Origin of the sequence: Shewanella khirikhana (assembly GCF_003957745.1) — a bacterium.
Lineage (GTDB): Bacteria > Pseudomonadota > Gammaproteobacteria > Enterobacterales > Shewanellaceae > Shewanella > Shewanella khirikhana.
In genome coordinates this window covers 2,837,501-2,858,004 of the sequence record NZ_CP020373.1, presented here as the reverse complement: position 1 = coordinate 2,858,004, position 20,504 = coordinate 2,837,501, and the positions used below count along the sequence as shown (strand labels likewise).

17 protein-coding genes and 4 tRNA genes (1 of these 21 cut by a window edge) are annotated in these 20,504 nt (G+C 53.7%); 7 read left to right on the top strand and 14 right to left on the bottom strand.

The window, feature by feature from the left end; genetic code table 11:
• Nucleotides 1–73: 73 nt before the first annotated feature.
• The 3 genes from STH12_RS12470 to STH12_RS12460 form a co-directional block, all read right to left on the bottom strand.
• Nucleotides 74–577 (bottom strand): DUF4447 family protein, encoded by a 504-nt coding sequence (locus STH12_RS12470; protein WP_126167826.1) that lies wholly within the window; start codon nt 575–577, stop codon nt 74–76.
• 14 nt (nt 578–591) lie between these two features.
• Nucleotides 592–993, bottom strand: a complete 402-nt coding sequence (locus STH12_RS12465; protein WP_126167825.1) for an SMI1/KNR4 family protein — start codon at nt 991–993, stop codon at nt 592–594.
• 122 nt (nt 994–1,115) lie between these two features.
• Nucleotides 1,116–3,203, bottom strand: coding sequence for a M13 family metallopeptidase (locus tag STH12_RS12460; protein ID WP_126167824.1), 2,088 nt, complete (start codon nt 3,201–3,203; stop codon nt 1,116–1,118).
• Nucleotides 3,204–3,427: 224 nt separating this feature from the next.
• Here STH12_RS12460 and rsuA point away from each other — a divergent pair, with 224 nt between their 5' ends.
• Nucleotides 3,428–4,126: a 16S rRNA pseudouridine(516) synthase RsuA gene (rsuA, locus tag STH12_RS12455; protein WP_126167823.1), complete on the top strand. Its 699-nt coding sequence runs from the start codon at nt 3,428–3,430 to the stop codon at nt 4,124–4,126.
• A gap of 168 nt (nt 4,127–4,294) precedes the next feature.
• Here rsuA and STH12_RS12450 read toward each other — a convergent pair whose 3' ends face one another.
• The 4 genes from STH12_RS12450 to lhpI all read right to left on the bottom strand — a co-directional run bounded on the left by STH12_RS12450 (nt 4,295) and on the right by lhpI (nt 7,411).
• The gene (locus STH12_RS12450; protein ID WP_126167822.1) at nt 4,295–5,224 is read right to left on the bottom strand and encodes a DUF4097 family beta strand repeat-containing protein; all 930 of its coding nucleotides are present in this window, start codon (nt 5,222–5,224) and stop codon (nt 4,295–4,297) included.
• Complete coding sequence (locus tag STH12_RS12445) at nt 5,221–5,778, bottom strand: hypothetical protein (RefSeq protein ID WP_126167821.1); 558 nt, start codon at nt 5,776–5,778, stop codon at nt 5,221–5,223. Before STH12_RS12445 ends, STH12_RS12450 begins: the two co-directional genes overlap by 4 nt.
• Nucleotides 5,775–6,338, bottom strand: coding sequence for an RNA polymerase sigma factor (locus STH12_RS12440; RefSeq protein WP_126167820.1), 564 nt, complete (start codon nt 6,336–6,338; stop codon nt 5,775–5,777). Before STH12_RS12440 ends, STH12_RS12445 begins: the two co-directional genes overlap by 4 nt.
• Nucleotides 6,339–6,448: 110 nt before the next feature.
• Nucleotides 6,449–7,411, bottom strand: coding sequence for a bifunctional Delta(1)-pyrroline-2-carboxylate/Delta(1)-piperideine-2-carboxylate reductase (gene lhpI / locus STH12_RS12435; protein WP_126167819.1), 963 nt, complete (start codon nt 7,409–7,411; stop codon nt 6,449–6,451).
• Nucleotides 7,412–7,711: 300 nt separating this feature from the next.
• Between lhpI and STH12_RS12430 the strand changes: the two genes are divergently transcribed.
• Nucleotides 7,712–9,577 carry a methyl-accepting chemotaxis protein gene (locus STH12_RS12430; protein ID WP_126167818.1) on the top strand — a complete coding sequence of 622 codons (1,866 nt, stop codon included), beginning with the start codon at nt 7,712–7,714 and terminating at the stop codon, nt 9,575–9,577.
• Nucleotides 9,578–9,699: 122 nt separating this feature from the next.
• Entirely contained in the window at nt 9,700–11,274 is a 1,575-nt protein-coding gene (locus STH12_RS12425; protein WP_126167817.1) for a sensor domain-containing diguanylate cyclase, read from the top strand.
• Between the two features lie 695 nt (nt 11,275–11,969).
• Here the strand turns inward: STH12_RS12425 and STH12_RS12420 are convergent.
• The 6 genes from STH12_RS12420 to STH12_RS12395 all read right to left on the bottom strand — a co-directional run bounded on the left by STH12_RS12420 (nt 11,970) and on the right by STH12_RS12395 (nt 15,274).
• Nucleotides 11,970–13,595, bottom strand: a complete 1,626-nt coding sequence (locus tag STH12_RS12420; RefSeq protein ID WP_126167816.1) for a methyl-accepting chemotaxis protein — start codon at nt 13,593–13,595, stop codon at nt 11,970–11,972.
• A gap of 157 nt (nt 13,596–13,752) precedes the next feature.
• Nucleotides 13,753–13,839, bottom strand: a tRNA-Leu gene (locus STH12_RS12415).
• Between the two features lie 30 nt (nt 13,840–13,869).
• Nucleotides 13,870–13,956, bottom strand: a tRNA-Leu gene (locus STH12_RS12410).
• A gap of 37 nt (nt 13,957–13,993) precedes the next feature.
• Nucleotides 13,994–14,080 (bottom strand) — tRNA-Leu (locus tag STH12_RS12405).
• 52 nt (nt 14,081–14,132) lie between these two features.
• Nucleotides 14,133–14,208, bottom strand: a tRNA-Phe gene (locus tag STH12_RS12400).
• Nucleotides 14,209–14,509: 301 nt separating this feature from the next.
• Entirely contained in the window at nt 14,510–15,274 is a 765-nt protein-coding gene (locus STH12_RS12395; protein WP_126167815.1) for an outer membrane protein assembly factor BamD, read from the bottom strand.
• 122 nt (nt 15,275–15,396) lie between these two features.
• Between STH12_RS12395 and rluD the strand changes: the two genes are divergently transcribed.
• The 3 genes from rluD to clpB all read left to right on the top strand — a co-directional run bounded on the left by rluD (nt 15,397) and on the right by clpB (nt 19,847).
• Nucleotides 15,397–16,371 carry a 23S rRNA pseudouridine(1911/1915/1917) synthase RluD gene (rluD, locus tag STH12_RS12390; RefSeq protein ID WP_126167814.1) on the top strand — a complete coding sequence of 325 codons (975 nt, stop codon included), beginning with the start codon at nt 15,397–15,399 and terminating at the stop codon, nt 16,369–16,371.
• Nucleotide 16,372: 1 nt separating this feature from the next.
• Nucleotides 16,373–17,167, top strand: a complete 795-nt coding sequence (gene pgeF, locus STH12_RS12385) for a peptidoglycan editing factor PgeF (protein WP_126167813.1) — start codon at nt 16,373–16,375, stop codon at nt 17,165–17,167.
• A gap of 106 nt (nt 17,168–17,273) precedes the next feature.
• On the top strand, nt 17,274–19,847 hold the full coding sequence (clpB, locus tag STH12_RS12380; RefSeq protein WP_126167812.1) for an ATP-dependent chaperone ClpB: 2,574 nt from the start codon (nt 17,274–17,276) through the stop codon (nt 19,845–19,847).
• Nucleotides 19,848–19,960: 113 nt separating this feature from the next.
• On the opposite strand, the gene STH12_RS12375 is transcribed toward clpB, so the two are convergent.
• A complete protein-coding gene (locus STH12_RS12375; RefSeq protein WP_126167811.1) occupies nt 19,961–20,410 on the bottom strand; it encodes a DUF4124 domain-containing protein in 450 nt (149 codons plus the stop codon).
• An 83-nt stretch (nt 20,411–20,493) separates the two neighbouring features.
• Here STH12_RS12375 and pssA point away from each other — a divergent pair, with 83 nt between their 5' ends.
• Nucleotides 20,494–20,504, top strand: the 5' portion of a protein-coding gene (gene pssA, locus STH12_RS12370; RefSeq protein ID WP_126167810.1) for a CDP-diacylglycerol--serine O-phosphatidyltransferase. It continues 853 nt past the right edge of the window; only the first 11 of its 864 coding nucleotides appear in the window; it begins with the start codon at nt 20,494–20,496; the stop codon falls past the right edge of the window.

Below are 20,504 nucleotides of genomic sequence, written 5' to 3'. Positions count from 1 at the left end.
GCAACAAAAACGGCATCCAGAGGATGCCGTTTTTTATGTACTGCAATTTATATACAGTAATAATATCAGAGGCTTATTTCAGTTGGGCTGCGGCCCACTTGGCGCGGCTTTCGCGGCTTTCGCCCAGGCTATTTTGCTCGCGGAAGGCTTTGTAGCTCTCCACATCCAGTGGCACCAGGGTCACTTCGACTTCCAGCATCAGTTGGCATTCTTTTTTGATGCGCCAGGCGGAAGTGTTATACAGCTCGGCCAGTGGCAGCGAGCTTAAAAACTCCGGGTTGTACTGGGCATACACAGCTTGCGTGGGGTAAACCACGAAGGCCAGGCGGCGCTTGGGCTCTTTCTTGAACATGGCTTCGATGCCGTCTGAAGTGTTCAGCACCTGCATCTCAATCACTTCGTCGATATCCAGCAGCTTTTTCTGTGCCAGACCGGGCGCTTCAGTGCTGCCGGCTTCCCAGGCAATCACCTCATCTTCGCTGTGGCCGGTGACTGTGCCCGCCTGCGCAGGGCTCAGGCCCAGTGACAGCCTCAGGTACTGCATTTCGATGCCGTTGAGGCCAATCTCTTTTGCCATGATGGTTTCCGTAATTAACTGTTCATCCAGACGTCTTCGGCCCATTCCCAGAAGGAGTCCCACTGGTCTTCGGTGAAGTCGCCAAAGGCCCAGTAGTGTACCTGACCTTCCTGATCGATACAGTAAAAGTTATCGCCGTTCTGACAGATGGGGATCATGGCGCGGGGCAGGCCGATGGACCAGGCATAAGCAGCCACTTCCGGTAAGAAGGTGTGGCTTTGACGGTCGGCGGCGGTGACTGGCTCCAGGCTGCCCACAATCACGTCACTGGCATGCAGTAGGTATTCTTTCAGCTCAGATGGCAGAGGGATCAGTATCTCTTCTTCCACGTCAATCAATTGATCAAATGAAGGCAGTTCCAGCGGTACCGGAACCTGTTCACTCATTTCTTGTAGTTGTTCGATGAGTTCGTGCATGGTGATTACTCCTTGGAATTAGCCGAGTATAACCATGGCCTGATATAAAAAAAAGGGCGCCCTGAGGCACCCTTGATTTGTATCAGTTTTTACTGATTTTTACCCTTGCGGGCGCGTCTGGATTACCAGATTTTCACGCGCTTTTCAGGGGCCAGATACATGGCGTCGCCTTCTTTCACATCGAAGGTGCTGTAGAACTCAGGCATGTTCGACAGGGCACCCAGGGCGCGGAACTTGGCCGGTGAGTGTGGGTCGGTGGCCACGCGGTTACGCAGTGCTTCTTCTTTCATCTTGGCGCGCCAGATTTGGGCAAAGCCGATGAAGAAGCGCTCGTCGCCGGTCAGACCGTCGATAACCGGCGCTTCTTTGCCGTTGAGTGACATCTTGTAGGCCTTGTAGGCGATGGTCACGCCAGACAGGTCACCGATGTTTTCGCCGAGGGTCAGCTCGCCGTTCACGTGCAGGTCGTCGAACACCTGATAGCCGTTGTACTGCTCAACCAGGGCCTTACCACGGGCAGCAAACTCCTGCAGATCTTGCTCGGTCCACCAGTCACGCAGGTTACCTTCGCCGTCGAACTTGGCACCCTGGTCGTCGAAGCCGTGGCCCATTTCGTGGCCGATAACCGCACCGATACCACCGTAGTTTACGGCATCATCGGCTTCCATGTTGAAGAAAGGTGGCTGCAAAATAGCGGCAGGGAACACGATTTCGTTCATGGTTGGGTTGTAGTAGGCGTTCACGGTTTGTGGGGTCATGTGCCACTCGTCGCGATCGATTGGGGCGCCCAGCTTGGCCAGCTCTTTTTCGTGCTCCTGAGTAGACGCGCGCTTGGCGTTGCCAATCAGGTCATCGGCCTTGATGGTCAGCTTGCTGTAGTCTTCCCACTTGTTGGGGTAGCCAATTTTTGGATTGAACTTGGCCAGCTTGTCTTTGGCGGCCACCTTGGTGTCGGCGCTCATCCAGGACAGCTCTTCAATGCTCTTACCGTAGGCACCGCGCAGGTTTTCAACCAGTTCCTGCATACGGGCTTTGGCTTCTGGTGTGAAGTGACGCTTCACGTACACTTTACCCACTACTTCGCCGAGCATGCCGTTTACCGAGGCTACACCGCGCTTCCAGCGTGGTTGCTGTTCGGCCTGGCCGTTCAGGGTCTTGGAGAAAAACTCAAAGTTTTCTTTGTCCAGCGCTTCGGTGAGGTAACCGGCTGCGTGGGTCAGAGTTTGCCACTGCAGGTAAGTCTTCCAGCTGTCGAGCGACTCACTCTTCACCAGGGCGTTCAGGCCTTCAACAAAGCTTGGCTGGTTGATGATGATATCGGTTTGCTTATCTGCACCCAGGGCCGCCAGATACACGCCCCAGTTGATGTCTGGCGCCAGCTTTGGCAGGTCGGCAACCAGGTACTTGTTGTAGGTCTTGGTGCTGTCGCGAACGTCAACCACGTTCCAGTGGGCGTTGGCGATGGCAGTTTCCAGCTTAAGTACGGTCTCAGCTGCTTCTTTACCGCCGCTCAGGCCAGCCAGTTCGTACATTTTTTCGATGTGGGCCTTGAAGGCGTCACGAATTTTCACGAAGCGCTCGTCTTCGTTGAAGTAGTAATCTTTCTCAGGCAGGCTCAGGCCGTATTGCCAGATGTGAGTGGCATAGCGGCTGGAGTCTTTGGCATCCACACCAATGTAAAATGCCATTGGGGTGCCGCCGCCAACGATTTGGCTGTGGGCGAAGAATTTCACCAGATCGTCAGTGTTGGCAATGCCCTTGATGGCATCCAGCTCTGGCTGAATAGGGGTGATGCCCAGCTTGTTGAGGGTTTCCACATCCATGAAGGAACGGTACAGATCGGCAACTTTCTGCTCGTCTGTGCCTTCTTTCAGGTTCGGGGTTGCAGCTACTTCGTCGATGATGGCTTTTACGTCGTCACGTGACTTTTCACGCAAATCGTAGAAGGCGCCGGTGCTGGTGCGATCGCCAGGGATCTCGGTGTTCTTGTTCCAGGTGCCGTTCACATAGTCGTAGAAGTCATCCTGTGGGCGGACGCTCTTGTCGAAATTGGCAAAATCAATACCTGAGCCCAGGGCTTTGGCTACGGCTTCTGCGGCTGCGGTTTTGGCGACTTCAGGCGCTTTGGTTTCTGCAGCTTTTTCTTGATTGCACGCGGCCAGACCCATGATGAGCGAGGCACACAATCCCCCGATGAGTACTTTTCTCATTGCTTTTCCTTGGTTGTTTCGCCTCCGTTCGATACCTTTTTAAGTATTTCGTCCGGTTAACAGGCGGTTACTGTGCTTGTGTCCGGCCGATATGTTAAGGCTTTTGCAGGAATGTAAACAAGGGCGGGGCAACAATAGTTTGTTAGGGGTTGTAAGCAAAACTGTCGACATTGCCTTTTAGTGTCGCCGCGGCATAATGGCGGCGCAAATTCACTGTGGGATATATGATTGTGAGACTGGATAAATTTCTGGCGGAAACCACCGACCTTAGCCGTGGTCTGGCAAAAAAGGCCATTAGCGGCGGCGATGTCACCTGCAACGGTGAGGTGGTGACGAATTCGGCCTTTAAAGTGCCGGAGGGCGCGCGCGTCTGTCTTGAAGGTGAACACCTTGAGCTGGTGGGCATTCGCTATCTGATGCTGAACAAGCCGGTGGACACCATTTGCTCCACCCTGGATGAATACTATCCGTCGGTGATTTCGCTGCTCGATATTGCCCGTGCCGACAAGCTGCACATTGCCGGGCGTCTCGATGCCGATACCACAGGGCTTGTGCTTATTACTGACGATGGTCAGTGGTCGCACAAGATCACCTCCCCAAAGCGCGATTGCGCCAAGCGGTATCGGGTACAACTGGCTGACCCGCTTACCCCGGATCTGATTGATACCTTTGCCGGCGGGCTGCAGCTCAATGGTGAAGAGGGGCTGACCAAGCCCGCAGTGCTTGAGATCCTGGCTGACACCGAAGCCCTGCTCAGCATTACCGAGGGGAAATATCATCAGGTGAAGCGGATGTTTGCTGCGGTGGGAAATAAAGTGGTTGGCCTGCACCGCGAGGCGGTGGGGGCCATTGAGCTTGACCCGGCGCTTGAGCCCGGAGAGTGGCGTTACCTGACCGAGGCCGAAATAGCCTCCGTTAAATAGCGTGTGAAATAGCTTGTGAAATCTCTTGTTGAATCGCTTGTGAAATAGCGCGGCGAACTCGCCTCCAGCAAGCGGTTAGCGGCGCCGCTGTGCAAGTGCACCACTTGATGCAGAGTATAAAAAAGGCCTTCAATAGAGGCCTTTGTTGTTTTTCACCGAGTGTATGGCTCACTCCAGTGACAGGGTGCCGCTCAGGGTCGAGAGTTCAATAACTCCCTTACCATTGCCAAGCTGCATATTCAGGCTGCTGCCAGGGCCATACTTGGGCTTTTTGGGCGACTCACTGGAAAGGCCGTTGCTAATTTTGCCTCCCGGGCCACCATTGATGGCGACGCGGGCGTCGGCATTACTGAGCAGCTTAATCATGATATCGCCACTGACGGACTCCCCAGATACCTTCACATCACCTTTGAGTGCGAGCTCGGCATCGCCACTGACGGCGTTGTACTGCAGCGCGCGGGCATTGGCGAGCCTGGCTTCGGTATCGCCCGATACCTGTTCGATATGCACCACCTGAGCCTCGGTATCGAGCTTGATATCACCGCTCACCGACTTGTAGCTGGCATCCGGGCTGCTGGAGTCCTTGTCCTTGATGGCGCCGGAGACGGTTTCCATGCTCACTTTGCCGCTCAGTCCTGTGGCGTCAATTTCACCGGAAACCGTGTTGAAGTTGACTCTGCCGCCAAGTGCCCCTGCCTTGATGTCGCCGGAGACAGTACCCAGGTCCAGCTCGCCATTGAGGCCATTGACCTGATAGTCGGCCGACACGCCTTCGGCTTTCAAGGTCAATGCGCTCGGCACCTTAATGACCAGATTTGAGCCCTGATTGCTTTTACCCTGATAGCTTTTGGGCATCTTGTCTTCCAGCAGAATACGGCCGTCCTGGCTTTCGAAAATCAGACCTTTACTGAGTTCATCCAGAGTGCCCTGCACCTGAATTTTGTTCTGATCCCAGGGGCTTAATTCAACGTTGCCGCGTTGAACCCGGATTTCCAGCACCGACTGGGCACCAACGTCCAGGCTTTGGTCCACTTTTTCGGCGGCAAATAATGGGCTTGCGAGCAGGCACAGCAGCGACAGTGAATGCAGTGTCTTCATAGGGTGTCTCCTTGTGTGGCGCCGGCAGGCAACCTTTGTCCCTGGGTAAGAAGTTCAATTTCGCGGCGCTGGACCCAGAGCCAGAGCTGCCAAAGTTGTTTGTCATTCGGATTGGATTTGAGCGAGACAAGGATAAGCCGCGCGGCTTCCCGAAGCTCTTTAAGGCCGGCGTCCACCGGTTCCTGAAAACCCACCCGTTGCCAGCCGTGGTTGGATGACTCGGCAAGGGAAGCCACTTCCTGGCGGTGAGCAAGCTCGATGCTTTCAATCAGCGGCAACAGGCTGGTATCCACTTCGGGTGCATTGCCATTGGGCGTCAGCGGCGTCAGCGGCATCAGCGGTATCAGGGCCAGCAGCAGCGCTGCAGCCACCGCGGTGGGCACATACCAGGGCAGCCTTGTGGGCCGTGCTTGTTTCCGGTCTTCTTCGGCCCGGGTTGGCTGCGGGCGGTCGAGTCTTGCGGCAATTGCATCCCAGTTGGCCGCGGGCGGCGTCAACTCTTTGGGGGCATTGGCTATCAGTTGGTCGAGGCGTTTGTCGGCTGTATTGGTCATGACAGCATCTCCTTCATCAGTTCCCGCGCCCTGTGGTAGTGGGCTTTGCTGGTGCCGGCCGAGATACCAAGCACTTTGGCTACTTCCTCGTGGGAGAAGCCTTCAACGGCAAAGAGTACGAACACCAGCCGCGCACGCTCCGGCAGTCGCAGAATTAAACGGTCGAGCAGGAGGCTATCGTCCTGTGACGATGACTGCGGCGCGTCCTGTAACTGCCAGTCGGGGATGAAACGTGCCCAAAAGCTGCGGTGTTGCTTGAGAGTATTCAGCGCCTGATTGAGTGCCAGTGAATAAAACCAGGTGCCAAACTGGCTCTCACCGCGAAACTGCGGCAGCTTGTGCCACAGGCGCACAAAACTTTCCTGCAGAATTTCATCGGCAAGGCTGGGCTCGCCGCCAAGGCGCAGCGCCAGGGCATAAATCCGTTTATGATGCCGTTGATACAGCTGTTCAAAGGCGAGCTTATCGCCGTCAGCGGCCAGCTGAGCCAAATGGCTGTCGCTGACGTCTGCTTGCTGTGTACTGGCCTGCTTGAAGATGGGGAGCACCTTGGGTTCCATCGGTCTTTGTTTGCTATTTAAGACAGATGCCCAAGATAGAAAGGTTTAGTCGGGATGCCAATTTTTTTACATCCCGGCGGTTAAATGCAGTCAAACGGATGTGAAAACGCTTATATCGGGTCGCGATTGGTTTGGTTAAGACGCTGATATACAAGCCTTGCTCCGGCCAAATCGGCAAGGGCAGAGCCTACACTTTTAAACAGGGTGATGTCGTCATCCGATTGTCTGCCGCCAACTTCGCCGCTGCAAAGCTGTGAAAGTTCGGCCCTGACCGAAGACAGGGCAAAACGGCCTTCGGCTACCGGCAGCAGCAGTTCTCCGGCTTCGTTAAATACATTCAGGCGTGAATCGACGAAAACCTGAGCATTTATCACCAGTTCTGTATCACACTCCCTACAGTTTTTATGGTGATTGCCGACAAAGTCGGTATGGGTACCTGGCGTGACCCAGGCGCCGCTGAAAAGTGGCTCCGGGCTGCCGGTGGCGCAGCTGATGATATCGGCCCAGGGCACATCCTGTTCGAGCGCCTGGCTGATGGTCACTGTCATATCTGGTCTTGCCGCCTGAATTTGCCGGCACAGCTGCTCGCATTTGGCAGCGCTTCGCCCCCATATTCTGATCTCACGGATGGGTCTGACACTGGCATGCGCCAGGGCCATGAAAGGCGCCAGATTCCCCGTGCCAATCACCAGCAGCCGGGAGCTGTCCTTTCTTGCCAGGTAATCGGCCGCCAGCGCTGAAACCGCCGCGGTGCGCCAGTAGGTAACACTGGTGCCATCCACCAATGCCTGCGGGGCACCGGTTTGACGATCGAACAACAGAATTTGTGAGTAAAGGCTCTGAAACCCAGGATTTTTAGCAGGATTATCAGGAAGGTAAGTAAAGGCTTTCACGCCTATACTGTCATTGTCCCAGGCTGGCAGAACCGCAAAGGCGTCGTGGCTGTCGGCGGCCAGCGGGTACACCTGTCGCTGTGGAATGGAAGAGGGGCGGGCGAATTGTTGCCGCAGGGCAGCAATCAGGGCATCAAAAGTCAGTGACTGATGCACCTGGTGGGCGTCGATAACATTCATGGGCAGCACCTGTGTGGGCACGTAAAGCAAAACGTGCAGAGAAGAATTTAAGAATATTGTATGCAATCTTGCTTGGCGTTGTAAATGTGCTATTTTTCCGCGCCGGTGTGAATGCTGGCTTGGTTAGTGTGTGGCTGTAAAATCTACAGCAATTGAATAATTTAGTGGTAAAAATTGCTTTTCATTTGCAAAATTGCAACAGAAAATATTGGTGACATTTTCGTGACAGGGATGCGTCCGTATACCAATTTCGAACTTAGGGTCTACAGTTAATAAGAGCGGGCAACCGGGGAGAGTAACATGCTCATTCGTCAAAAATTAATGCTCAGTGCAGCCCTGTCTATCGGTGCACTGGTCGCCATGTTTGGCCTTCAGCTCTACTCGGGGAAAACTCAGGTGGAATTAGCCCTTGCCGCCCAAACCGTGGTGGAGCTTGAACGGGATATGCTCGAGCTGAGAAAGGATGAAAAAGACTTTCTCGACCGCAAAGAAATGGAGTACGTCGCAGACCATAAAAAACACGCTGATGCCTTGCAAACCAAGCTTGTCTACATCCAGCAAGTGTTTGCCGAATATGATATCCCTCCTACGGCGCTTAACCGCTTTGAAGTGCTGGTGAATCAGTATCTGGCTTTGTTTGCCGATGTTGTGGTGCTTGAACAGCAAATTGGTTTAAACCCCAAAGCAGGCCTTTATGGGGCACTGCGCGAAGCTGTGCATAACGTTGAGACCCTGCTTAAGCAATACGATGAGGCCGAGATTGCGGTGCAAATGCTGCAACTGCGTCGTAATGAAAAGGACTTTATGCTCCGCCGTGATGCCAGCTACATGGACAAATTCCATAAGACGCTGGCTAACTTCAATACGGTTCTGGATGGCGCCGACCTGGATGAGTCTGTCAAAGGGCAAATCCGCCAGTTGATGACGGACTATAAAAACAACTTTGAAGCGCTGGTCAATAAAGAGAAGGAGTTTGGCCTGGCCAAAGAAGAAGGCAAGCTCGGTGAACTGCGCAAAGTGGTGGATGAAATCGATCTGATGACACTTGAGCTGCGTGAGCTGGCGCTGGCCGAGATCCACGACGAAGAGTCAGACAGTGTCTTTATGGCCACCACCCTGTTTGCAGTGATTGCCGCGCTGGTGGCCATTGTCACCCTGATGATCATCCGCGCCATTATTCGCCCCATCAACAATATTAATCAGGTGATTTCCCAGGTTGGCCGTGAAAAGGATTTGACCCTCAGATGCGATACCACCAGTGAGGATGAAATTGCTGAAGTCGGGCTGCACTTTAATCAGATGGTGGAGAGTTTCCAGGCACTGATCCAACAAGTGAATGAAGCCGTCGCCGTGATGCACGAGTCGTGCAGCGAGCTGTCTGAAAACGCCACCCGCACCTCTGATGGCGTGATGCGCCAACTTAACGAAACCGATATGGTCGCCACCGCCATTACTGAAATGGGCGCCACTATCGATGAGATTGCCAAGAACACCGAACTTGCCGCCGAGCGCGCCAATCAAACCCACACCAATGCCCAGAATGGTCAGTTGGGCGTGGAGCAGACCATCGAAAAAATCCAGTCGCTGGCACAGCAGCTCAACAGCTCTGCCACTGTGGTTTCTGAACTTGAGCGCGACAGCGGCACCATCGGCAGTGTGTTGGATGTTATTCGTGGTATTGCCGAGCAAACCAACCTGCTGGCGCTGAACGCCGCTATCGAAGCGGCTCGCGCCGGTGAGCAGGGGCGGGGTTTTGCGGTGGTGGCCGACGAGGTTCGCTCTCTGGCCATGCGTACCCAGGAGTCCACCGAAGAGATTGCCGGCATTATTCAAACCCTGCAAAGCCGCACCCGCTCCATTGTGCAACTGATGGAAGCCAGTCAGCGTCAGGGCGGTGAAAGTGCCGAGCAGGCGGCCAGTGCCGGTACCTTGCTGGCGCAGATCAACGCCGATGTGACCAACATTATGGACATGAGCACCCAGATTGCCGCTGCCATTGAAGAGCAAAGCTCGGTGGCCGCCGAGGTGAACAAGAACGTGGTGATCATCCGTGATATTGCCGATGAGTCTTCCCATGCTGCGCTGGCCAATGCCAAGGCATCGGACGATGTGCGTGAGCGGGCGGAGTACCTCAAAAACGCCGTGAGTCAGTTCCGGATTGTGTAGCGATTCAACATCGCCTAGATCTTGAAAAGTCAAATAAAAGCCGCCATTGAGCGGCTTTTATTTTTTCAGCAAATTCTGTGTCGCTGGCTAAGCTTAAAGTATGAATGGCTGGGGCTGGGACTATGAGGCTAAATCACTTTACCTTGCTGCTTGGCGGTGGACTCACCCTGATAGCGTTTGTTACTTCTTTTCTGCTCTATGGCCTGTTTCTGCGGCCAAGTCTGTTGCATGAGCTTAAAGATCAGCAAGTGATGGAGGTTCGTGCCCTGCAGGCCGGGATGGATTTCTTTCGTCAGCCACTGACCACCTTCAGTTTTGATTATGCCGTGTGGGACGACATGGTCGAATTTGTCCTGAGTCCTACCGATGAGTTTGTCGAATCCAATCTGTATGACGAGGCCTTTGTAGCCGCCGAAATGGACGGCGCCTTCCTGTTTGATACCAAAGGCAAACTGATCTGGGCCTATCAGTCTCAGCCCGGACTGCTGCCGGAGGACATTAAGAATCAACCCATTTGGTTTGGCCGGGTGCTGCCGGGGGAGGATGAGCTTGCCAACGACAGACCAAGCAGTCGTTCAGGGATCCTGAGGCACGGCGCCAAGGTGATGTTTTTCAGTAACAGCACAGTGTTGCCAAGTAAGGGGGTGGGCAAGATTGTCGGCAGCTTTATGGTGGTGCGCATAGTGGATGTGGCACTGACCGAGAAGCTTAAGCAGCTTACGCTGGTAGAATCCAGCATGGCGCTGGCGAACCCAAGGCTTCACGGCAGCCTGCCCACCCTGCATGGACAAATCACTATTCAGGATGTGCTGCAAACCCATCAGTGGCTTTTGGAAGATGTGTTCCAATCTCCTGCTTTGGTGCTGACGGTCAGGCATCAAAAGGGCGAATTGCCTTCCTTTATTTCCCGTGAGTCGGGGCTGATATTTATTACCTTTATGGTGGTTTTGCTGATTGGCACTGTGCCAATTTCGCTGCTGGTGTTAACGCCCCTTGGCAACATCAATCGGGTGCTGATGAAGATGACCTCGCGAGGGCGGATGATAAAGATAAATCAGCGCTTCTTTTTGGATGAGCTCGACCGTCTGACCTTATCCTTTAATCAACTTGCCGAAATGCTCGAGCGGCACCAGAACTACCTTGAATCACTGTCATTGAAAGATCCACTCACAGGTATTGCCAATCGGCGGGGGCTAGAGGCATTCGCCGAGCGGGCCCACAAGGAGTGGCGCGAAGGCAAAGGGGCGTTGGGCTTTTTGATGGTGGATGTGGATGAATTTAAAAAGTTCAACGACACCCAGGGCCACAGTGCCGGCGATAAGGCACTGCTCGCGATTGCTCAGGCGCTGCTGATTGAATGTCGCCGCCGTGGTGAGTTGGTTACCCGCTTCGGCGGCGAAGAGTTCTGTGTGGTTATCCATGGTGATAATGTTACCCAAATCGAGCGTCTGGCCGAGCGGATGTTGGTGCGGATCCGCTCCATGGCGATTCCTCATCCGGCAGGACAATTTGGCTGCGTCACCATCAGTATCGGTGGCATTTTGTTTGAGCGCTACGACCGACAGTTTGATGACACCTCTTGGCAGGATATGTTGGTGATGGCCGATAAGCAGCTGTATCTTGCCAAGTCGGAAGGCAGAAATCGTGTTTGCCTGCGCTTTATGCAGGCGGCCAAGTTGGTAAAAACCGTCGGTTGATGCAGTGCCTGCTGTTTTGAATGCCTGCCGTTTTGAGTGCTTGCTGTTTTGAATGCCTGACGTTTCGAGTGTCTAGGTGCGATAGCTTGCTTTTGCTCGCTTTCCTTCATGGTTTTAGCATCCCTTTATCTCCCCTTAGGTTACTTGCATTGTTGACCACAGTTGATATCAGCTGCGGCGAACATCATCGCATTTAAAACACCTGGAATAGTGTTCAGGATGCCTGAAGTCGTTGGTGTCCTGAACCTTGGATAATGGCTTGAGGGGTCAGCGGCAGAGGGGAGGTGATAAGCTCGCAGCCAGACTTTGGAACACGGGCTCAGGCAGAGAGCTGAATGCTCATCCCAAAACGCGGCAAATAGGCTTCGAGGTGACCAATTGACGAGGCAAATAAGCGGCAGACAAGTAAGCGACGAGGCGAATACGTGGTGAGACAAATAAGCGGCGAGACAAATAAGTGGCGAGACAGGTAAGTGGCAAACAAACACTGGATGGGAGTGGTTTCTTGCTGGTGCCAATAAAAAGACCGCCGTGGCGGTCTTTTCAGGGCGTATCTTAGTCTCAGTCTTAGTCTTAGGTTACTCAACGCGGCGCCATCCGCTCACGCTGGGTATCCGGACTTTGCAGTAACAGCAGCAAAGGCAACGGCCGTAAAAGCCGCGGCTAATCCAGTACAGCCGAGCCATCCCGGCGGCTTACAGGGTGAAGGTACCCACCTGTTTGCGCATTTGTCCTGCCAGGCTTGCAAGCTTAGCCACTGCATTGGTCATGTCGTTTGACGCCTGGGTTGAGGTCTGGGCGATATCACTGATGGCGATAATGCTGCGATTGATGCTCTCGGCCACGCTGCTTTGCTCCTCCGCCGCCGTCGCAATATGGGTGTTGAGCTGGGTGATGCTGTCCACTGCGGTGACGATTTCCCTAAGGGCGACACCAGCTTCATTGGTACTGCGGTTGGCTTCATCTACCTGATTTATGCCTTGCTCCATGGAGCTGACGGCACTTTTAACCCCTTGTTGCAGTGACTCAATCATCGACTCAATTTCCTGAGTCGATTCACTGGTGCGCTGAGCCAGGGTTCGCACTTCATCCGCGACCACCGCAAAACCGCGTCCCTGCTCACCGGCACGGGCTGCTTCGATGGCGGCATTCAGCGCCAGCAGGTTAGTTTGCTCGGCGATACTCTTAATCACATCCAGCACCCGACCAATGTTCTGGCTCTCGGTTGCGAGCTGGCCAATCACTGAGGCTGTGCTTTGGATTTGATTGGCCAGTGCCGACATGCTGGAAATGGACTGCTGGACAATATTGTCGCCCTTGGTTGCGCTGTCGTCGGCGCTTTTGGCCGATTGAGCGGCTGAGTTACTGCTTTGGGCAACTTCGGCCACGGTTGCTGTCATTTGATTCATGGCCGTGGCAGTCTGCTCGGTTTCCGACTGCTGCTGATACATGCGCTCGTTGGCTTGCTGGGTAAATTCATTCAACTCATCAGCGGCATCACCCAGGGTGCCAGCGGCATCGGCAATACTCTTTAAAATGCCCTGCAGATGCTCCACCACGCCGTTCAGATCTTTGCTGATATGTCCAAGCTCGTCTTCATGGAATACGTCAAAGCTGACTGTCATGTCGGATTGCTCGCGAATAAGCCTGAGCTTTCTGCGTATTTCGGTTACCGGCAGCATTACCCCACGATTGACCCAATAGCCGAATAGTGAGGTAACCACCACCGCGAATACTGCCAGAACGGAAAACCAGACAACAGAGCTTGAGTGGAGCGACTCTACCTTGGCACGCTCTTCACCGGCTATCTTGATTTGCAAAGTAACCAGTTCGGCGATTTTGCCACTGATGGGGTCTATCACATTGTAAAGCGGCATGATGTCGTTTGAGAGTTGGCCGCTGATATTGCCGGAAAGGCCGTTCAGCTTGTTTTGCAACTTGCCGATTTGCTCGTTGGCCGGGCCAAACAGCCCCTCGGCTTCACTGGCGAGCACGCGCTCCTCGTCGGTCAGTTCGGTGGCCATGTATTTGCGCCAGCGCTTGTCGATGCTCTGGCTGGCATCCACCAGGCCGCTTCTTGCTTCTTCCGCGCTGAATCCGCCGGCATTGGCCTTGTTGATGGCATCAATAACAAATACTGCATAGTCATCGCCAATCAGTTTGAGATCTTCCAGCGGTACCACACGATCGTTATAGATGCTGAGCACGCCATCTTCGATTTTCGACATGATGGTCAGCGACGCGCCGCACAGTATGATCAGTAAGGACACGGGAAGAAAGAAGCCAAGCAGCATTTTGTGCTTGATCTGCAACTGGTTCATCACACACCCCCAAACAGGGAAATGACGCTTCCTTGATGACGACTCAGTCATGCCTTTGGTTGAGCCATAACTATAGGTATAGCAAAAGGAGGGGTATTTAGGGGAAGAAGGGGAATTTCAGGCACAAAAAAACCTCGCCTGAGCGAGGTTAATTTGTTGGTACAGGTGAGAAGACTTGAACTTCCACGCTCGTAAGAGCACCAGCACCTGAAGCTGGCGTGTCTACCAATTCCACCACACCTGCACTGTATTGTTAAAGACTCTTTGTGTTAATTGGTACAGGTGAGAAGACTTGAACTTCCACGCCCGTAAGGGCACCAGCACCTGAAGCTGGCGTGTCTACCAATTCCACCACACCTGCACAATGAGTCTTTGTACAGCTAACTATAATCGCAAAGTGGTACAGGTGAGAAGACTTGAACTTCCACGCCCGTGAGGGCACCAGCACCTGAAGCTGGCGTGTCTACCAATTCCACCACACCTGCACTGTACTGCTTTGCAATTTTTCTCAGTCGCCTGAGCACCTTAAGTTGAAGGTGGTGCCCGAACCCGGAATCGAACCAGGGACACGCGGATTTTCAATCCGCTGCTCTACCAACTGAGCTATTCGGGCGACGGGGTGCATTAAATAGCTTTTGGGGTTTTGAGTCAACTCTTTTCTTAGGAATATTTCAAAAATATGTGTGTTTGGATAAGTTTTGCCCAAAAACGCCTGAAAGCGGTGTTTTTGTGTATTTTTCTTGTGCAACCCGGTCAGGTTCATCGTTTTTAAGAAGGGGTTTTGCCGGACGGCAATTTGGCTGTAGCGCCCATGTAGAAGGCGAAAAGGAAAATCAAAGCGTAGATTTTCAGGCTTGGGTGGGTAAAAAAACAACGCCCGGCGATTTGCCGGGCGTTATAAAAGGGAGGAATGCTCAGTCTTGCAGCATTTCATTGTTGGGATAATTCTCCCGCATCACCATCAGTACGTGGGACTTAAGCTGTTCCTGGCCCAGCTCATCATAAGCTTCGGCCATGATTTCCAGCGCCCGTTCAGTAGAAGGGGTACCCGGGAAGGACTCCATCACAGATTGAGCACGCACAGCGGCGGCACTCCAGGCGTTCATCTTTACATAGTACTCGGCTACCTGAATTGAGTAGCGTGCCAGACGATTCTTCAAATATTGCATCCGCTGACGGGCATCGGCGGCATACTTGCTGTTGGGGAAGGTCTTCAGCAGCCGGTCGAAATCCTTGAAGGCATCCATGGCGTTCTTGGGATCCCTGTCTGTACGGTCGATGTTCATCATCTCGTGGAACAGATAGCTGTCGGCCTGCATGTTTACCAGACCCCGCATATATTGCACATAGTCAACATCGGGGTGGGTGGGGTTCAAACGCAGAAAGCGGTCAATGTTGGCAATCGCCTGTGGCGTATCGTCCAACTTATAGTAGGCGTAGATCAGATCCAGTTGCACCTGAGTCTTGTGCGGGCCAAAGGGAAAACGGGAGTCCAGGGCCTCCAGGCTCTTGACTGCTTTGGAGAAATTACCCAGCTCCATGGAGGTTCGGGCCTGGGCATAAAGCGCGTCAGGCGACTTCTGGCTCAGTACAACATCTTCCTGACTACCCGAGCTGCTACAAGCGCTCAGAACCAGGGCTAACAAGGCAACGGCCGAGCCTTTGGCAAATTTTGACATACGCGAATTCAATTCTTTTGAAGTTGTAGTTAAGAATTCTTCCATTTCACGATAAAATGGAGAACATCCGATTGTAACAGATAGCACACCAATTTGGACCCCAATGCAGGGGTACGGTTCCCATGACCCAAGAGATTAATCTAAAAAGCGAGATTTCAGCAACACAAACGGGGCTGAGACTCGATCAGGCCGTCGCGGAATTATTTCCCGACTATTCACGCACCCGCATCAAGGAGTGGATCCTGGCGGGCAACGTCTATATAGATGGCGTTGCCGTGACCAAGCCCCGTGAAAAGGTGCTGGAATCCCAGGTGATCGAAATCGAAGCCTTCCTCGAAGAAGAGGTTGTGGCTGAGGCTCAGGCCATCGATTTGGATATCGTCTATGAAGATGATGACATTCTGGTGATTAATAAGCAGGCGGGCCTGGTGGTTCATCCGGGGGCTGGCAATGCCGATGGCACCCTGATGAATGCACTCTTGCACCATTGCCCCGAAATCGAGCATGTGCCCAGAGCCGGTATCATCCATCGTCTGGATAAAGACACCACAGGTTTGATGGTGGTGGCCAAAACCGTGGAGGCCCAGACACATTTGGTGGCCGCATTGCAAGCCCGTGAAATCACCCGTGAGTACGAAGCCATAGTGCTTGGCACCATGACCGCTGGCGGCACAGTCGATGCGCCTATCGGCCGTCACCCGACCAAGCGTACCCATATGGCGGTGCATCACAGTGGTCGTCCTTCGGTGACTCATTACCGGGTGGCTGAAAAATTCCGTGCCCACACCCGCTTGCGCCTGCGTCTGGAAACAGGCCGTACCCACCAAATTCGTGTCCACATGGCCCATATTGGTCATGTACTGGTGGGCGACCCTGTATATGGTGGCCGTCCAAAACCACCAAAAAATGCCAGCCCGGAGTTTTTTGAAATCCTGAAAGCCTTCACCCGCCAGGCGCTGCACGCGGTAAGGCTGGAGCTTGCGCACCCGGTCACCATGGAAATTATGACCTTTAATGCGCCTATTCCTGAGGATATGGTGCAGCTGACCAAGGCGCTTCGCAAAGACACCGAAGCCAACCCACAGGATCACCTGTAACATGCCCATCGGCGACTGGCCCATCCCTCAGGGGGTACACTTGGCGTTTACCTCCCGTAATGGTGGTGTAAGCCAGGCTCCATACAGCAGCCTCAATCTGGGGCTGCATGTGGGGGATGATGCCGGCTGCGTGCTTCAAAACCGTGACATCCTGTTTGATAAGCTTGGGTTGAAATCTCAACCTGTGTGGCTCAATCAGGTGCATGGCATAGAGGTGCATGAGGTGCATGAAAACAGTTGCGATGTGCTGACTGCCTTGTCATCAGCAACTGACTCTACTTACGCAGACACTCAAGTCGATGTTCAAGCTGATGTTATTGATGCCGATGCCAGTTATAGCCGGGAGTCCGGCGCCGTCTGTGTGGTGATGACTGCCGACTGTCTGCCGGTGCTGTTTGCCTCCAAAGATGGCCGCGAAGTAGCAGCGGCGCACGCAGGCTGGCGAGGCCTGTGTGACGGTGTGCTTGAAGCCACGCTGGCAAAGTTTGAATCACCCACAACAGAGATATACGCCTATCTTGGTCCTGCAATAGGACCAAAAGCCTTTGAAGTGGGCGCTGAGGTTCGCGCGGCGTTCATAGCGCAAGATGCCGACGCCGAAAGCTGTTTTGAAGACATTGGTGGCGGAAAGTTCCTGGCCGATATTTTTGCCCTAGCCCGCCAGCGTCTTGGCCGTGCAGGTATTAAACACTGTTTTGGCGAGAATATTTGTACCTATTCCAACCCTGCGGACTATTTTTCTTATCGCCGCGACCGGGTAACTGGCCGCATGGCTGCGCTTATCTGGCGAGATTGATTCACTTTTTTGCAGTGGGTGAATTTTACCCACTTGAAAAATCCCTAATCAGCCCCATCTTTTAGCTAACCCAGGAATTCCTGCAGTTCGTGTTTCAGGAGGCTGTATGCGACTCGATCGTATGACCAATAAATTCCAGATAGCTATATCCGATGCGCAGTCTCTGGCGCTTGGCAGAGATCATCAATTTATCGAACCCGTGCACCTGATGATGGCATTGCTGAATCAGGATGGCGGCTCTATTCATCCTTTATTAACTCAGGCCGGCATTCGGGTGAGTAACCTGCGCTCGCTGCTGTCTCAGGAGCTTGAGCGACAACCTCAGGTGGAAGGTACCGGCGGCGATGTGCAGTTGTCGCAGGCGCTCATTCGTTTGCTTAACCTGTGTGACAAGCTGTCGCAAAAACGCAAAGACAAATACATCTCCAGCGAGCTGTTTGTGCTGGCGGCGCTGGAAGGTAACGACACCCTGGCGCAAATCCTTAAGCAGGCTGGCGCCACCAAAGAGCGGCTGGAGCAAACCATTGAGGATATCCGTGCAGGCCAGAAGGTGGACGACCCCAACGCCGAGGACAATCGTCAGGCACTGAAAAAGTACACGGTCGACCTGACCGAGCGCGCCGAGCAGGGCAAGCTTGATCCCGTAATTGGCCGTGACGATGAAATTCGCCGCACCATTCAGGTGTTGCAGCGCCGCAGTAAAAATAACCCTGTGCTCATCGGTGAGCCCGGCGTGGGTAAAACCGCCATCGTCGAAGGGCTTGCCCAGCGTATCGTTAATGGCGAAGTGCCTGAAGGCATCAAGAATAAGCGGGTGTTGTCGCTGGATATGGGCGCGCTGGTAGCCGGTGCCAAGTATCGCGGTGAGTTTGAAGAGCGCTTGAAAGCCGTGCTCAATGAGCTTGCCCAGGAAGAAGGCCAGGTCATTCTCTTTATCGATGAGCTGCACACTATGGTGGGCGCCGGTAAGAGCGATGGCGCCATGGATGCCGGTAATATGCTTAAGCCTGCGCTGGCCCGCGGCGAGCTGCACTGTGTTGGCGCCACGACTCTGGATGAATATCGTCAATATGTGGAAAAAGATGCCGCCCTTGAGCGCCGTTTCCAAAAAGTGCTGGTGGACGAGCCCACTGTAGAAGACACCATTGCCATTTTGCGTGGTCTTAAAGAACGTTACGAGCTGCACCACCATGTGGAAATTACCGATCCGGCCATTGTGGCGGCGGCAAGTATGTCGCACCGCTATGTATCCGACCGTAAACTGCCCGATAAAGCCATCGACCTGATTGATGAAGCCGCATCCAGCATCCGGATGCAGATTGACTCCAAGCCGGAATCGCTTGACCGTCTCGAGCGCCGCGCTATTCAGCTTAAGCTGGAAGAGCAGGCGCTGGCGAAAGAAAACGATGAGGCGAGTCGAAAACGTCTGGAGCATTTGCGCCATGAGCTGAAAGACGTGGAAGCCAAGGCCAATGAGCTCAATGAAATTTGGCGCACCGAAAAAGCGGCTTTGGCTGGCACTCAGCATATTAAGGCCGATTTAGAGCAGGCGCGGATGGATCTGGAAGTGGCCCGCCGGGCTGGGGATTTGACCCGCATGTCTGAGCTGCAATATGGCCGCATACCCGAGCTTGAAAAGCAGCTCGATTTGGCCGCCCAGGCGGAAATGCAGGACATGAAACTGCTGCGCAACAAGGTTACCGATGTGGAAATTGCCGAGGTGTTGTCCAAGGCAACCGGTATTCCTGTGGCCAAGATGCTTGAAGGTGAACGTGAAAAGCTGCTGCAAATGGAGCATGCGCTGCATGAGCGGGTGATAGGTCAGAACGAGGCGGTGGATGCGGTGGCCAATGCCATTCGCAGAAGTCGAGCGGGACTTGCCGATCCTAACCGCCCCATCGGCTCATTCCTGTTCCTCGGCCCTACCGGGGTGGGTAAAACTGAGCTGTGTAAATCGCTGGCAAAATTCCTGTTCGACACCGAATCGGCGTTGGTACGCATCGATATGTCGGAGTTTATGGAGAAGCACTCGGTTTCCCGTTTGGTGGGGGCGCCTCCTGGCTATGTGGGTTACGAAGAGGGCGGTTACCTTACCGAAGCCGTGCGCCGCAAGCCTTATTCGGTGATTTTGCTCGACGAGGTGGAAAAAGCGCATCCCGACGTGTTCAACATCCTGCTGCAGGTGCTGGATGATGGTCGCCTGACCGATGGCCAGGGTCGCACTGTGGATTTTCGTAACACAGTAGTGATCATGACCTCGAACCTTGGCTCTGACATTATTCAGGAACGTTTCGGTACCCTGGATTATGCCCAGATGAAGCAAGAGGTCATGAATGTAGTGGTGCACAGTTTCCGGCCGGAGTTTTTAAACCGGATTGACGAGACCGTGGTGTTCCACCCACTGGATGCTGAGCACATTAAGAACATTGCTTCCATCCAAATCGAGTCACTGCGTAAGCGTCTGGCCGAGCGTGAGTTTGAGCTTGAACTCAGTGATGAGGCGCTGGCTTTTATCGCCAGAGCCGGCTTTGATCCTGTTTATGGTGCGCGGCCGCTGAAACGGGCGCTGCAACAAGAGGTGGAAAATCCGCTGGCGCAGAAACTGCTGCGGGGTGAGTTTATCCCCGGCAAGCCGATCCGGGTCGACTGCCAAGATGCAGAGTTGGTATTTGCTCAGTAACAAAGACGGGCCCGAAGCCTCAGGCATTCGGCGAGTTATTAGTTGATGCAGTAAAAAGGGAGCCAATCGGCTCCCTTTCTTTTTTCATCATCAGATGCTGGATGGTCCTTGGGTTACTTGTCCTTACAGAACAGTTCAACCCGTTTCTTTGAGTCGGCGAGGGCGGCTTCACGGTCATCGTCAGACATCACCACAGGCTCGTTGGTGGTCGGATCGGTTTTGGTTACCCGGTTGAAATTGGAGAGCACTTCAAGATTCTGTTTAGCTTGCTCACAGATAGCATCGGCCTGCTGGGCGTTTTGCTGACGTATAAGGTCTGCATTCTTTTGCTCTTCACTTGCCTCGGCATCCTGCTTGGTGGCCACCTTCGGGGAGTCAAAGCCAATCCGCTTGGGTTCAATTTTTTTGGCATCCAGGGTTTGCGCCTGGGCATCTTCTGCTGGGGGCTGCTCGCTGTAGTGGGTCACGCCATTCTTATCGACCCACTTATATATAGTAGAAGCGCCAGCCATGCCACTTGCCAGCAGCAGTGACACCAATAACACCTGGTATCTGGTTCCCATATAACCTGTCTCCAAAAGCGCTCGCCAGAGGCGGGCGAAAGTGTGATATCTTGGTAAGGATGTTAATCAATGATACTCAGTGTATGCAAAATAT